The 13,251-nt window shown below is 70.3% G+C and carries 12 protein-coding genes; 7 read left to right on the top strand and 5 right to left on the bottom strand.

Annotation, left to right across the window (positions count from 1 at the left end; all coding sequences use genetic code 11):
• Positions 1–2 precede the first annotated feature (2 nt).
• Positions 3–1,289 (top strand): ABC transporter substrate-binding protein, encoded by a 1,287-nt coding sequence (locus ABZ911_RS09835; protein WP_358053896.1) that lies wholly within the window; start codon positions 3–5, stop codon positions 1,287–1,289.
• A gap of 38 nt (positions 1,290–1,327) precedes the next feature.
• Entirely contained in the window at positions 1,328–1,714 is a 387-nt protein-coding gene (locus ABZ911_RS09830) for a hypothetical protein (RefSeq protein WP_358053894.1), read from the top strand.
• A 4-nt stretch (positions 1,715–1,718) separates the two neighbouring features.
• On the opposite strand, the gene ABZ911_RS09825 is transcribed toward ABZ911_RS09830, so the two are convergent.
• Both ABZ911_RS09825 and ABZ911_RS09820 read right to left on the bottom strand, forming a co-directional pair.
• A complete protein-coding gene (locus ABZ911_RS09825) occupies positions 1,719–3,125 on the bottom strand; it encodes an extracellular solute-binding protein (RefSeq protein ID WP_358053892.1) in 1,407 nt (468 codons plus the stop codon).
• Positions 3,125–4,990, bottom strand: coding sequence for a hypothetical protein (locus tag ABZ911_RS09820; RefSeq protein ID WP_358053891.1), 1,866 nt, complete (start codon positions 4,988–4,990; stop codon positions 3,125–3,127). Before ABZ911_RS09820 ends, ABZ911_RS09825 begins: the two co-directional genes overlap by 1 nt.
• Positions 4,991–5,087: 97 nt before the next feature.
• Between ABZ911_RS09820 and ABZ911_RS09815 the strand changes: the two genes are divergently transcribed.
• From ABZ911_RS09815 to ABZ911_RS09805, 3 genes are all read left to right on the top strand, one after another.
• Complete coding sequence (locus ABZ911_RS09815) at positions 5,088–5,423, top strand: DUF202 domain-containing protein (protein ID WP_358053889.1); 336 nt, start codon at positions 5,088–5,090, stop codon at positions 5,421–5,423.
• A 1-nt stretch (position 5,424) separates the two neighbouring features.
• Positions 5,425–5,760 (top strand): DUF202 domain-containing protein, encoded by a 336-nt coding sequence (locus tag ABZ911_RS09810; RefSeq protein ID WP_358053887.1) that lies wholly within the window; start codon positions 5,425–5,427, stop codon positions 5,758–5,760.
• A 62-nt stretch (positions 5,761–5,822) separates the two neighbouring features.
• Positions 5,823–6,128 carry a hypothetical protein gene (locus ABZ911_RS09805; RefSeq protein WP_358053886.1) on the top strand — a complete coding sequence of 102 codons (306 nt, stop codon included), beginning with the start codon at positions 5,823–5,825 and terminating at the stop codon, positions 6,126–6,128.
• A gap of 63 nt (positions 6,129–6,191) precedes the next feature.
• On the opposite strand, the gene ABZ911_RS09800 is transcribed toward ABZ911_RS09805, so the two are convergent.
• Together ABZ911_RS09800 and ABZ911_RS09795 are read right to left on the bottom strand one after the other, a co-directional pair.
• On the bottom strand, positions 6,192–8,024 hold the full coding sequence (locus ABZ911_RS09800; protein ID WP_358053884.1) for an ABC transporter ATP-binding protein: 1,833 nt from the start codon (positions 8,022–8,024) through the stop codon (positions 6,192–6,194).
• Positions 8,021–9,811 carry an ABC transporter ATP-binding protein gene (locus ABZ911_RS09795; RefSeq protein ID WP_358053882.1) on the bottom strand — a complete coding sequence of 597 codons (1,791 nt, stop codon included), beginning with the start codon at positions 9,809–9,811 and terminating at the stop codon, positions 8,021–8,023. The genes ABZ911_RS09800 and ABZ911_RS09795 overlap by 4 nt, the downstream gene beginning before the upstream one ends.
• A gap of 84 nt (positions 9,812–9,895) precedes the next feature.
• Here ABZ911_RS09795 and ABZ911_RS09790 point away from each other — a divergent pair, with 84 nt between their 5' ends.
• Entirely contained in the window at positions 9,896–11,341 is a 1,446-nt protein-coding gene (locus ABZ911_RS09790; RefSeq protein ID WP_358053881.1) for a pyridoxal-dependent decarboxylase, read from the top strand.
• 54 nt (positions 11,342–11,395) lie between these two features.
• Here ABZ911_RS09790 and ABZ911_RS09785 read toward each other — a convergent pair whose 3' ends face one another.
• A complete protein-coding gene (locus tag ABZ911_RS09785) occupies positions 11,396–12,514 on the bottom strand; it encodes a ferritin-like domain-containing protein (protein ID WP_358053879.1) in 1,119 nt (372 codons plus the stop codon).
• A gap of 81 nt (positions 12,515–12,595) precedes the next feature.
• Between ABZ911_RS09785 and ABZ911_RS09780 the strand changes: the two genes are divergently transcribed.
• Positions 12,596–13,243, top strand: a complete 648-nt coding sequence (locus tag ABZ911_RS09780; RefSeq protein ID WP_358053877.1) for a TetR/AcrR family transcriptional regulator C-terminal domain-containing protein — start codon at positions 12,596–12,598, stop codon at positions 13,241–13,243.
• Positions 13,244–13,251: the final 8 nt, after the last annotated feature.

The following is a 13,251-nucleotide window of genomic DNA, read 5'->3' as shown; positions in this document are numbered from 1 at the left end:
TCATGAAGAGTCGCTATCTGGTGACCGGCGTCGCGGTAGTGGCACTTCTGTCCGCGTGCGGTGTCTTCCGGGGGGACGACCAGGACAGCAAGGCCGCCGTGTCGACGGGTGTGACCAGCGAACCCTGCCCCAAGGCCCTCGACAAGACCAAGGGCTGCGTCTACCTCGGCACGATCTCCGACCTGACCGCGGGGCCGTTCGCGGCCCTGGCCGTACCGATCACCGACGCCCAGAAGGCGTTCTGGAAGCGCGTCAACACCGCGGGCGGCATCGGTGGCAAGTACGAGGTCGACGTCGAGACCTATGTGCGCGACAACAAGTACAACCCCGAGGTGCACCGCCAGGTCTACAACGAGATGAAGGACAAGGTGCTCGGCCTGGCCCAGACGCTCGGCTCGCCCACCACCGCCGCGATCATCGGTGACCTCAAGGCGAACAGCGTCGTCTCCGCGCCCGCCTCGTGGACCTCGGCCTGGGAGTTCGAGGACGTCATCGTCGAGACCGGCTCCAACTACTGCGTCGAGGCGATGAACTCCGTCGACTACGCGATGGAGGTCTACAAGCCGAAGAGCGTCATGGCCGTGCACCTGGCCGGGGACTACGGCGCCGACGCCGCCGCGGGCGCGAAGGTCGCCGCGGAGCGGAACAAGCTCTCCTTCACCGCGGTCGAGACCCCGCCGGGCGCCACCGAGCAGGGCCGGGCCATCACCGAGATCACCAAGAACAAGCCCGACCTGGTGATCCTCACCACCGGACCGGCCGACGCGGCCGCCATCGTCGGCCAGGCCGCCGCCGCGGGCTTCAAGGGCCGCTTCATCGGCACCGGGCCCACCTGGAACCCGGCGCTGCTGAAGTCCCCGGCCGCCCCGGCGCTGAAGGCGCTGTACGAGCAGTCGGCGACGGGCAAGCCATGGGGCTCCGACACCCCGGGCCACCAGGCCATGCGCGCCGCGCTGCCCGGCGTGACCCCCAACGACGGCTACACCTCGGGCTGGGCCTGGGCGTACCCGATGAAGGCCGCGCTGGAGAAGATGGCGGCCGGTGGCGACATCAGCCGCAAGGGCCTGCTCGCGGCCGTGAAGACGCTCTCCACGGTCGACTACGAGGGCATGCTGCCGCCCGAGGCGGGCAACTTCGCCGGGGACCCCGACGCCGCCACCTTCCGGCAGACGCTGGTCAACAAGGTGGACGAGACGGCGCCGACCGGAGTGACGATCGTCAAGGACTTCTTCACCGGCTCGACCGCCCAGTCGTACAAGATGGACGGCCCCTGTTTCGGCAAACTCTGAGCCCGCGAGGGGCGCGGCTGTTGGGTAGGGTCACCCGTATGCGACTCACTACGAGCCGGTTCATGCCCCTCGCTGCCTTTTCCGTGATCGTCTTCGCCACTGGCTGCGGCGAGATCAACGCCACGGTGGACAAGGCGCAGGCCTGCCTGGAGGCACCCAAGATCATCACTGAGACCGTCGCCTCGATCGGCGCCCTGGTCGACGACCCGGCGGCGATGGAGAAGGAGCTCAACGCCGCCGGCAAGAAGCTGGGCGAGGTGGCCGACAAGGCGGCCGACACCACGCTCAAGGAGGCCACCGACGACCTGGCCAACAGCCTGAGCAAGCTGAACGTCAACACCGCCAACGAGGCCGTCGACGCGGTCCAGAAGGTCGGCACCGACACCGCCGCCTACCTGACCAAGCTCAAGAACGCCTGCAGCTGACCCCTCAGCACGGAGGCTCGGCGGTGATCCTGCCCTTCAGCGCCTCCCGCAGCATCTCGGCCGAGGCGAAGAAGGCCTCCTCGGAGACCGTTCCCGCCATCGCGCCACGCGCGCACCGCCGGAACGCCTCGCTGAAGCGCGCGTAGAACTCCGACTTGGGGCGGATGCGCGCGTCGTCGCCCGTCTCCGAGCCGCTCGCGCCCTCGATCGCCCTGCGGATCTCGGCGGCCAGGCCGCTCAGCTCAGCCGCCGAGATCGCCACCGGCTCGGAGTCGGGCTTGGGCTTGGCGTCGCTCAACAGCGCGGCGCAGTCCCTGGCACCCGCGCCCGCGTACGCGTCGTACACCGACGTGAGCACGGGCGCGTAGCCGCCGCAGGCGAACAGCTCGGCCTGCGCCCGATGGCCGGTCAGTTCCCTGATGAGCTGCATCGCCTCAGGCAGCCTGGCGGTGTGCCGCGAGACCGCGAGCACCGACCCGCCCAGCACGCCGCCCGGCAGCGCCCGCACCCGGAACCTGAGCGCGTCCTTCCGGGCCGGGTCGCGCATCGTCAGCGGGTCGGCGGCCAGCCGGTGGAAGGCGATCGGCCAGTTGCGCATGTAGGCGACCGGCTCCTTCGCGGCCGTCTGACCGTTCCTGAACGCCAGCAGGCTCTCGTCCTCGTCGTCGTCCAGCGACTGCTCGATCACGCCGACCCGCTGGTCGCCGGTCGTGCGCACCTTCCAGCCGCTGAGCGCCCGCCACGTCCGCTCGCGCTCCTCGCCCAGGGTGACGTCGGTGCTCTCGTCGCCGCCGACGATGTGCCCGCCGGCCGTCCCGATCATCTCCAGCAGGTTGATGGTGCCGCTCTCCGTGTCGCCGAGCTGGAGGGCGTACAGGCCGTCGGTCACGTCCGTCCGCTGGAACTCCAGCGGGGCGTCGGCCGCGAACGGCACGCCGTACAGCTCGCCGTCCACCATCGCCGTCTTCCGCAGGGCGGGCAGGAAGCCCCTGGGGTCGAAGGGGATCGGCTGGATGTAGCCGAGCCTGGCGAACTCCGCCACCCAGGCCACGTCGAGGATCAGCACGTCGTACTCGCAACTGCCCGCCTGGGCCGGCGCGGCCATCTGCGCCCGCCGCTCGTCGGTGCCGCCCGACACCTCGATCAGCGTCGCGTCCGGGTGGGCCTCGTTCCACTGCCTGAACACCTCACGCCTGAAACTGCCCGCGCTGATGTCGTCGCCCGTGGCCACCGACAGGTTCTTGCGCCTGACGCAATCCGGGTGCGGCGCGGTGGCGACCGGCGCGGGGGTGACGGGGACGTGGACGGGCGTGCCGGTCCGCTCCGGGCCGCCCAGCGGGCCGGGCAGCAGGTACCAGGCCACTACGGCGGCGGCCACGAAGGCGACGGCGGGCCATGGCGGGACCTTCATCAGCGCCCCCTGCTCGAAATGATCATTTTGGCCAGGTCCTCGCCCAGATCGTCTCCAGCCGTCAGGCAGGAGTACGGCTTGGCGGTGCCCTTCAGGCCCGTCACCGCGCAGGGACGCTGCCCGAGCACCAGCACCTGCAGCCCCGAGACGAGAGGCTCCCGCTCCAGCGCCGCGCCGAGGGCCGCGGCCGGATCGTCGCCCTCGTCGTCGAACAGGCGGCCGTCGGTCAGCACGATCACCCCCTGCGCCAGATTGCCGGGGATCGCGCCCAGCGCGGCGGAGACCGGCGCGTCCCAGCCGCTGAACCCCGCGGCCTCGATCTTCCTGGCCAGGACGTCGAGCTTGTCGCGGCCCCTCCTGTCCGCGATCGGGCGCAGCTCGGCGGAGCCGTGCTCGCGCCTGCTGGCCAGCCCGGAGACCCGGACGCCGTCCCTGGGGCCGAGCACGCCGGACAGGCCGCGCAGGCCCTCGGCCACCCGCGTGCCGACCGGGCCGAGGGCCGAGCCCGACTGGTCCAGCACCAGATGCAGGTCGCGGGCGGGGCGGAGGGTGTCCTGGAGGTCGCCGAGCGTCCTGGCCAACTGCTCGGCGTGCACCGGCGCGACCCCGTCCCGGGTGGTGTCGCCGTAGAGGGGCCTACCGGCGAGCCACTTCTCGAAGTCAGCGACGATCGCCTGGCGCTCGGCGGTCGTCTGGCCCGGCCAGTTCACCTTGACGAACGGGTAGTCGAGCACGCTCGCCCCCGCGGGACGGAATCCGGCGAGCTTGGCCCTGCCGTGCTGCCCGCCCGTGGGGCAACCGACGGCGTCGTCCTCCTCGGTGACCCGGCCGTCGTTGTAGTCGTCCACGCTGTGACCCGGAACGAGCAGGGCGACCCGCTCCTTGGCACGCGAGCCGTGGAAGGCGCACAACAACGAGGGGACCGTGTCGGTGCGCAGCGGCCCCGAGATCATCGCCTGCTCCACCTCCTTCCGCTCGGCGGCCGAGGTGAAGGCGGCGAAGAGGTCGGAGGTGCCGATCAGCGCCGCGCTGGAGGTCTCGGGGAACGGGCGGGCGATGGACATGCCCAGCTCGCCGACGGTCTGCCACACCTGGCGCAGCGGGTGCTCCTCCGGATCCGACAGCCGCAGGGTCAGGGCCTCGGCACTGGGCTGGAGCAGGGCGAGCACCAGTTGCTCCCGGCCCACCGACGCGCCGCCCGGCGCCAGCAGGTCCTTCCGCAGCGCCTGCGAGCGCACGTAGTCCGCCTCACCGGTGCTGGTGGCGACCCACGCGTCCGGCTGGAGCCCGTGCAGGCGGACGTACGGCTCGTACTCCTCGCGGTTGTCGTTGCGCTCCCACCCGGTGTCCAGGCCGTAGATCAGGTCGGTCACCGACGGCGCCGGCGCCACGGTCAGCCGTACGGCGGCGCAGCCGTCGCCGACATTCAGCCTCGTGTACTCCTCGGCCCGTTCCCTGAGCTTCAGCACGTTCTCCGGCGCGGTGACCAGGCGCAGCTCGGTGGCCGCCCGGCACGGCTTGTCGACGACCACCTGGCGCACACTCCACACCAGGCCGACCAATCCGGCGCCCGCCGCCCCCCAGGCGACGATCACGAGAAAGGACGATATTCGCGTCCAGATCCTGGGCCACGGCGGAACCAGGGAGATGCGCTTCCTCAACTCGTGGACCACCACAGCGATGACCGTGCCGATCACCAAAGGCAGAATTTGCCGGAACGGCGACGGAAACGGCTGGAACAGCTCAGTGAACGTGCTGAAAGCGTAGGTGCCGAGCACGCTGATCGTCGTGGAAGCCCACGGACCCCCCTCCTTGGCGGCAGGCTCGGCGGAGTTCTCGCCTTCGGGCGAGTTCCGTGCCGGCATGGGAAACGCCACCTCTGGTCTGACCGCGGGTCCGTTCGATCATAGGACTGTATCCCGGCATCTCTAGGGGAAATAGGGCTGAACTAGCGTCGAAAACATGAACGGCACCGAGCCAGATCCCCGGTTCACGCTCGCCAACGAGCGGACCTTCCTCACCTGGCTGAGCACCTCCCTGGCGCTCAGCGCCGGTGGGGTGGCCATAGCGGCCGTCTCCGGCGACGTCTTCGTCCCCTGGGTGCGCACCGCCCTGGCGGTCATGCTCGTCACCCTGGCCGCGCTGGCCGCGGGCATGGCCTACCCGCGCTGGCGCAACATCCAGCGCGCCCTGCGCAACCAGTCCCCGCTGCCGCCCCCGGCCCTCGCCGCCGTCTTCGGGTACGGCGTCGCCGCCGTCGCCGTGGTCGCGCTCGTCCTCATCCTGCTCGCGATCTGACATGTCCAGCGAGATCTGGGACCCCGGCCTGCAGAGCGAACGCACCCGCCTGGCCTGGGTGCGCACCGCGGTGGCGCTGTCCACGGGAGGGCTCGGCGCGGCGGGCCTGGCCGTCCGGGCCGGGCTGGCGGCTCCGATCACGGCCGCGTTCGCGCTCGCCGCGCTGTGCGGCGGGATCCTGCTGGTCAGGACCGGTGTGCGGTTCCGCAGGGTGCAGCGGGCGCTGCACGCCGGCGACCCGCTCGACGATCGGTTCGACGCCCAGCTCGCCTGGGTCGGCACCCTGTGCGTGGTGGCCGGGGCGGTGGTCTTCGTGGCCACCTCCAGCGGCCGGTGACGGGGCGGTTGCGCACGGCGGTGGACGGGCGGACACTCGAAAGTGAGAGTGGGGGTGATCCCGTGAACGAAGAGGTGAAGGTCTGGCCCTTCGAGTGCCGCAACTGCTGGCACGTGTGGGAGGAGGAGTACATCGTCAGGCGCGTGACCGATCGGCACGGCAACGAGGTCGACGTGTGGATGCGCTCCGGCGTGAGCGTCCAGCCGCCGTCCTCGGGCACCACCTGCCCGCACTGCGGGTCCGACGTGGTCACCACGTTCCCCGCGGGCTACCTGGCCACGCACCCGGAGCTCATTCCCCCGGCCACGCCCCCCGAGCCGGACGCCACACCACTGCTGAGCCCGGTACGGCGGCACATCACCTACTGAGGCTCCGGCCCGGTCGCGGCTTCGCCGTACCCGGGGAGGGACGGCGAAGCCGCGGGCGGAGGGTCAGCTCAGGCTGTCCAGCCAGGCCTGGTGGAGGTTGGCGAAGCGGCCCGAGGCCTTGATGAGGCGCTGTGGGGCGCCGTCCTCGACGATCTCGCCGCGCTCCATGACCAGGACGCGGTCGGCGATCTCCACCGTGGACAGGCGGTGCGCGATGATCAGGGCCGTGCGGTCGGCCAGGATCGTCCGCAGGGCCCGCTGGACCAGCCGCTCGCTGGGCACGTCGAGGCTGGAGGTGGCCTCGTCCAGGATGAGCACCGCCGGGTCGGCCAGGAACGCCCGCGCGAACGCCACCAACTGCCGCTGGCCCGCCGACATCCGCCCGCCGCGCTTGCCGACCTCGGTCTCGTACCCGTCGGGCAGCGCGGCGATGAACTCGTGCGCGCCGATCGCCTTGGCGGCGGCCTCCACCTCGGCCTGCGAGGCGCCGGGCCGGCCGAACCTGATGTTCTCGGTGATCGTGCCGGAGAACAGGAAGTTCTCCTGGGTGACCATCACCACGGCTCTGCGCAGCGTGGGCTCGTCCAGGTCGCGCAGGTCCACGCCGTCCAGCTCCACCCGGCCCTCGGTCGGGTCGTAGAAGCGGGCGATCAGCTTGGCCAGCGTGGTCTTGCCCGCGCCGGTCGCGCCTACCAGCGCCACGCTCTGCCCGGCGGGCACGGTCAGGTCCAGGCCAGGCAGGATCGGCATGGAGTCGACGTAGGAGAAGCGCACGCCCTCGAAGCGCACCTTGCCGCGCGAGCGGTCCAGCTCGGCCGGCCGCTTCGGCTCGGCCACCTCGGGCTCCTCCTCCAGCACGCCCGACAGCTTCTCCAGCGCCGCGCCCGCCGACTGCAGCGTGTTGTAGAACTGGCTGATCTCCTGCATCGGCTCGTAGAACTGGCGCAGGTACAGCAGGAACGCGGCCAGCACGCCGACCGTCACCTCGCCGGAGAAGGCCAGGTAGCCGCCGTACAGCAGCACGCCCGCCACGGTGACGTTGCCGATCAGCTTGACGCCCGGCATGAACAGCGCGACCAGGCGCATGCTGCTCTCGTTCGCGCCGCGGTAGTCGTCGTTGAGCTCCTTGAAGATCTCCTGGTTGCGCGGCTCCCTGCGGAAGGCCTGGACCGCGCGGATGCCGGTCATCGACTCCACGAAGTGCACGATGACCAGCGCCACCGTCTCCCTGGTACGCCGGTAGACGATCGACGACTGGCGCCGGAACCAGCGGGTGAACAGCAGCAGGATCGGCAGCGGCACCAGCGCGACCAGGCCGAGGTGCACGTCGAGGACGAGCAGCAGGCCCGCCGTGCCGAACATGGTCAGCACCGCCGTCACCAGGCCGTCGAAGCCCGACTGCAGCAGCTCGGCGATCGCCTCGATGTCGGAGGTGAGCCGGGAGATGACCCGGCCCGAGGTGTACTTCTCGTGGAAGGACAGCGACAGCCGCTGGAAGTGGTCGAACACCCTGCGCCGCAGCTCCAGCAGGATGTTCTGCCCGATCTTGCCGGACAGCTGCAGGAACACCTGCCGGGTCAGCGCCTGGGTCACCGCCGCCGCCAGGATCACCGCGACCACGGTGAGCAGCGTGCCCGGCCCCGTGCCCTTCAGCATGGGCGGGATGCCGGAGTCGATGCCGACCTTCACCAGATACGGGATGGCCAGACCGGCCGCGTTCGAGACCACGATGATCGCGGTCAGCAGCGCGATCGACTTGCGGTGCGGGCGCAGCAGGTCGCCCAGCAGCCTGCGGGAGCGCTCCCGCAGCAGCACCGACACATCCTCCGACAGCGAGTCCTGGTCCTCGGAGGCCACGCCGCGCCAGGCGTTGCCCTTCTCCGCCACCTGCGTCATCGGACCAGCCCTTCCGAGTCGAGGTCGGGGTCGAGATCGGCGTCCTGGGCGAGCAGCTCGCGGTATTCGGGCACCTCGGCCAGCAGGTCGTGGTGGCGGCCCACATGGGTGATCGTGCCGTTCCTCAGCAACGCCACCTTGTCGGCCAGCAGTACCGTGGAGGCGCGGTGCGCGACCACGATGCCGGTCGCCTCGCGCAGCACGTGCCGCAGCGCCTCCTCCACCAGGGCCTCGGTCTCCACGTCGAGCGCGGACAGCGTGTCGTCCAGCACCAGGATCTTCGGCTTGCTGAGCACGGCCCGCGCCAGCGCCAGTCGCTGCCGCTGCCCGCCGGACAGCGACATGCCCTGCTCGCCGATGCGGGTGTCCAGCCCCCACGGCAGGTCGTACACGAACGTGGCCTGGGCGACCTCCAGCGCCTCGCGCAGGTCGTCGTCGGTGGCCTCGCGGTGGCCGAGGGTGAGGTTCTCCCGCACGCTCATCGAGAACAGCGTCGGCTCCTCGAAGGCGGTGGCCACCACCGAGCGCAGCGCGGGCAGCGACAGCTCGCGCACGTCGTGGCCGTCGATGGTGATCCGGCCGCCGGTGACGTCGATCAGCCGGGGGACCAGCGAGGTGAGCGTGGTCTTGCCCGAGCCGGTGGCGCCGACGATCGCGACCGTCTCGCCGGGGCGCACGTCCAGCTTGACGTCGTGCAGGACGGGCTGGTCGGCGCCGGGGAAGCGGAACTCCACGTTCTCCAGGCGCAGGTGGCCGCGCGGCTGCTCGATCGTCTCGGTGCCGCCCTCGATCTCGGGCACCGTGTCCATGACCTCCATGACGCGGTCGGCCGAGGTCATCGCCTCCTGCGCCATCGCCAGGATGTAGCCGAGCGAGGCGATCGGCCAGACGAGCTGCAGCATCAGCGTGGTGAAGGCGACCAGCATGCCCAGCGTCAGCGCGCCCGACCCGACGGCGAGCGCGCCGAGCAGCAGCACCAGCGCGAGCGTGAAGTTCGGAATCACCTCCAGGAAGGTGAAGAACCGGGCCGACAGCCTGACCTTGTCCATCGACGTGGCGTGCACCTTGAGCGCCGCGTCGTCGAAACGGTCGTAGACATGGTGCCGGCGGCCGAACGCCTTGATCGTGCGGATGCCGATCGCCGACTCCTCGACCAGCGTGGCCAGGTCGCCCTGCTCGTCCTGGACCTGCCGGGAGATCCGGATGTACTTCTTCTCGAAACCCAGCGAGACCAGCACGATCGGCACCGCCGACGCGGCCACCAGCAGGCCGAGCGGCCAGTACATGTTCAGCAGCACCACCGTCACCGTGGTGAGCTGGATGACGTTCATGACCAGGAAGAGCATGCCGAAGCCGAGGAAGCGGCGGATGGTCGACAGGTCCGTGGTGGCGCGCGACAGTAACTGGCCGGACTGCCACTCGCCGTGGAAGCTCATCGGCAGGCGCTGCAGGTGCTCGTACAGGTCGTCGCGGATACTGGTCTCCAGCCCGAGCACCGGGCCGGTCTGGGTCCAGCGCCGAAGGAAGATCAGGAACGCCTCGACCACGCCGAGGGCGAGCGCGAGCAGGCCCAGCGGGAGCAGGCCGCCGGGGTCGCCGCCGAGCACGGGGCCGTCGATGACTTGCATGCCGACGAGAGGCAGGGCGATGCCGGTGCCGATGCCGGCGATCGCGGCCAGCCAGATGAGCACCAGCTTGGCGACGTAGGGGCGGACATAGGACTTCATCCGCCACAGGGAGTTGGAGGCGAGCATGGGACGACGGGGAGTGTTCGTATCGGGAGGCATCCCTTCCAGGCTAATACGTGGGATCAACCCATTTTCGGGCTGTCCATCCTTCCGAAAACGGTCGGAACGTGCTGTGCTGCGGTCATGAGTGATCCTTTGAACGAGCGGGACCAGGCTCCCGCGGCGCTGGAGTTGGTGGCCAAGGCGGCGGGGCCGTACCTCGGCTCGCTGGATGAGCGGCTCGTGCACGACAGCGGCGCCGACGGCCTGCTCGACCTGCTCGACGGGCCGCTGCCCGAGGACGGCGAGGGCACGCTGGCCAGCGTCGAGCGACTGCTCGCCGTCGGCACGGCCGCGGGCACGCAGACGTCCGGGCCGCGTTTCTACCATTTCATCGTCGGCGGCTCGACGCCCGCCGCGCAGGCCGCCGACTGGGTGACCGGGCTGCTCGACCAGGCGTGCGGGCTCTGGCTGACCTCGCCGTTCGCCACCAGGGCGGAGAGCGTCGCGCTGGACTGGCTGAAGGACCTGTTCGGGCTGCCCGAGGCGTACGGCGGCGTGCTGACCCCCAGCGCCACCTTCGCCAACCTCACCGGGCTGGCCTGCGCGCGGCAGTGGTGGGGCGAGCGGCTCGGCGTGGACATGGCCGCCGACGGCCTGTACGGCCTGCCCCGGATGCCGGTGCTGTCCAGCGGATACGTCCATCCGAGCAGCCGCAAGTCGCTGCAGATGCTGGGCTGCGGGCGGGACGGCGTGCAGGTGTTCGCCAGGGATGCGGCCGGGCGGGCGGACGTGGCGGCCATGGACCGGGCGCTGACCGAGCTCGGCGCCCCCGCTGTGATCATCGGGAACGCCGGGGAGGTGAACACCGGCGACTTCGACCCGATCGACGAGCTGGCCGACCTGGCCGAGCGGCACGGCGCCTGGCTGCACGTGGACGGCGCGTTCGGGCTGTTCGCCGCCGCCTCGCCGCGACTGGCGCATCTGGTCAAGGGGGTGGAGCGGGCGCACTCGGTGACCTCCGACGGGCACAAGTGGCTGAACGTGCCGTACGAGAGCGGGTTCGCGTTCGTGCGCGATCCCGCCTTGATGTACCGCACGTTCGGGGCGTGGGGGGCGCACTACCTGCCGCCCGCCGACGATCCGCACGTCAACTACAACAACCTCGGGCCCGAGTCGTCGCGGCGGGCACGGGCGCTGCCGATCTGGGCGACCCTGAAGGCGTACGGCAGGCAGGGCTACCGGGAGATGGTGGAGCGCCACCACGACCTGGCGCTCCGGCTGGGGGCGGCGGTGGAGGCGGCCCCCGACCTGGAGCTCCTGGCTCCGGTGAAACTGTGCGTCGTCTGCTTCCGCTACCGTCCGGCAGGAGTGCCGGAAGAGGAACTGAACGCCTTGAACCGCCGCCTCGGCGAAGCCCTGATCGCGGACGGCCGCTTCTTCGCCGGAACCACGACCTACCAGGGAATGACCGCCCTACGCCCGGCCATCCTCAACTGGCGCACCACCGAACCCGACATCGACCTCCTCCTCCAGGTCCTCAGAGAACTCATCGCCACCATCTCCAGCCCTTCGACCTCGGGGGCCTGAAAGCAAGGACAATGACCTCCTCCCCGTGGGGGAATCGCCCGCGGGTTGAGGAGATCAAGATGTGGTGGAGCCCAGGGCGATGGTGTCGGCTACCTCGGCGTGGCGTTCGGCTTCCTCGGTGGTGAAGCGTTCGGCGTCGAGTTTCTCGGCGATGTCCTCGTCCTGCTTCATCAGCGCTTCGAGGTTCTGTCCGGCCATCTCCAGGACGCCCATGTCCGCGTACGCCTGCTGCAGCCGGGGCGACCAGAGGCCGATGTCCTTCACACACGGCACGATGCGGCTGAACAGCAGGGAGCGGAAGATCTGCAGGTACTGCGAGCGGTCGGTCGCCTCCATCGCCTCGGCGACCTCGGAGGCGGACAGGCCGAGCGTCTCCCAGGTCTCCACCCCGCGCAGCCGGTCGCGCATCAGGTAGCAGCCCTCGATCACGAAGTCCTCGCGTTCGCGCCGTTCGGCCTCGCTGAGGTTCTTGTAGTAGTCGCGCAGCGCCATCCGCCCGAACGCGACATGCCGGGCCTCGTCCTGCATGACGTAGGCGAGGATCTGCTTGGGCAGCGGCTTGGTCGTCATGTCGCGCATCACGCCGAACGCGGCCAGGGCCAGCCCTTCGATCAGCACCTGCATGCCGAGGTACGGCATGTCCCACCGCGAGTCCGACAGCGTGCTGTCCAGCAGCGCCTTGAGGTGCCGGTTGATCGGGTAGGCGACCCCGACCTTCTCCTGCAGGAAGCGGGCGTAGGTTTCGGCGTGCCGGGCCTCGTCCATGGTCTGGGTGGCGGCGTAGAACTTGGAGTCGAGGTCGGGCACGGACTCCACGATCCTGGCCGAGCAGATCATCGCGCCCTGCTCACCGTGCAGGAACTGGGAGAACTGCCAGGCGGCGCCGTGCAGCCGTACCTCCTTGCGGGTCTTCTCGTCCATCCGCTCCCACAGCGGGGTGCCGTAGATCGCGATGGACTGGTCGGGGATGCCGAGGATGTTGTACGGGTCCACCTCGAGGTCCCAGTCGATCCGCTTGGTGGAGTCCCACTGCTTGTCCTTGCCCTTCTGGTAGAGGGCCAGCATGCGATCCCTGCCGTCGTCGTACTCCCAGGTGAACCGGCTGGCGCCGGCCATCTCCACGTTCCAGGTGGAGAGCTCGGTGGGGATGGTGTAGAGATCGTGCGTCGACATGCCGCCTCCCAGAGGGACGTACACCGTACGTATCACCTTGAGGCTGGCACGTACGGCGTACGTACGTCAATAGAATGAGGCATGACCTCCGAGCCGCTGTCCCGGGCGCGCATCGTCGCCACGGCCATCGACCTCATCGAGCGCGAGGGCGCGGAGGGGGTCTCGATGCGCAGGATCGCCGCCGAGCTCGGCGTCGGCGTGATGTCGCTCTACAACCACGTGCCCAACAAGTCCGCCCTGCTCGACGGCGTCGCCGAGGCGGTGCTGTCGCAGATCGAGTTCACCGACGACCCGGACGCGCACTGGACCGAGCGGGTCCGCATGCAGGCGCACGCCTTCCGGGCGATCACCCACCACTACCCGCGCTCGACGATGCTGGTCTTCGGCCGGCAACTGCACTCCAACGCGGGGCTGCTGCCGGTGGAGCGGGCGCTGGCCACCCTGCGCGGGGCCGGGTTCGACGGGCAGCAGGCGGTGCGGATGCTGCGCATGTTCATCGCCTACATCGTCGGCTCGCTGCTGCGCGAGGTGGGGGTGACGCCCACCTTCGCACCCGTGCACGGGTCGATGGTCAAGGCGGGGGAGGTCGATCCGGCGCTGTTCCCCGAGGTGAGCGAGCTGGCCCCGCTGCTGACGGCCTGCGACCACGAGGCCGAGTTCGCCTTCGGGCTGGAGCTGCTCATCGAGGCGATCGCCGTACACGCGAAAAACGGCGGCACCCGGGGCTGAAACGCCCC

The organism is Nonomuraea sp. NPDC046570 (assembly GCF_040645915.1).
Lineage (GTDB): Bacteria > Actinomycetota > Actinomycetes > Streptosporangiales > Streptosporangiaceae > Nonomuraea.
The sequence above is the reverse complement of the archived record's forward strand: the minus strand, read 5'-3'. Positions and strand labels throughout refer to the sequence as shown.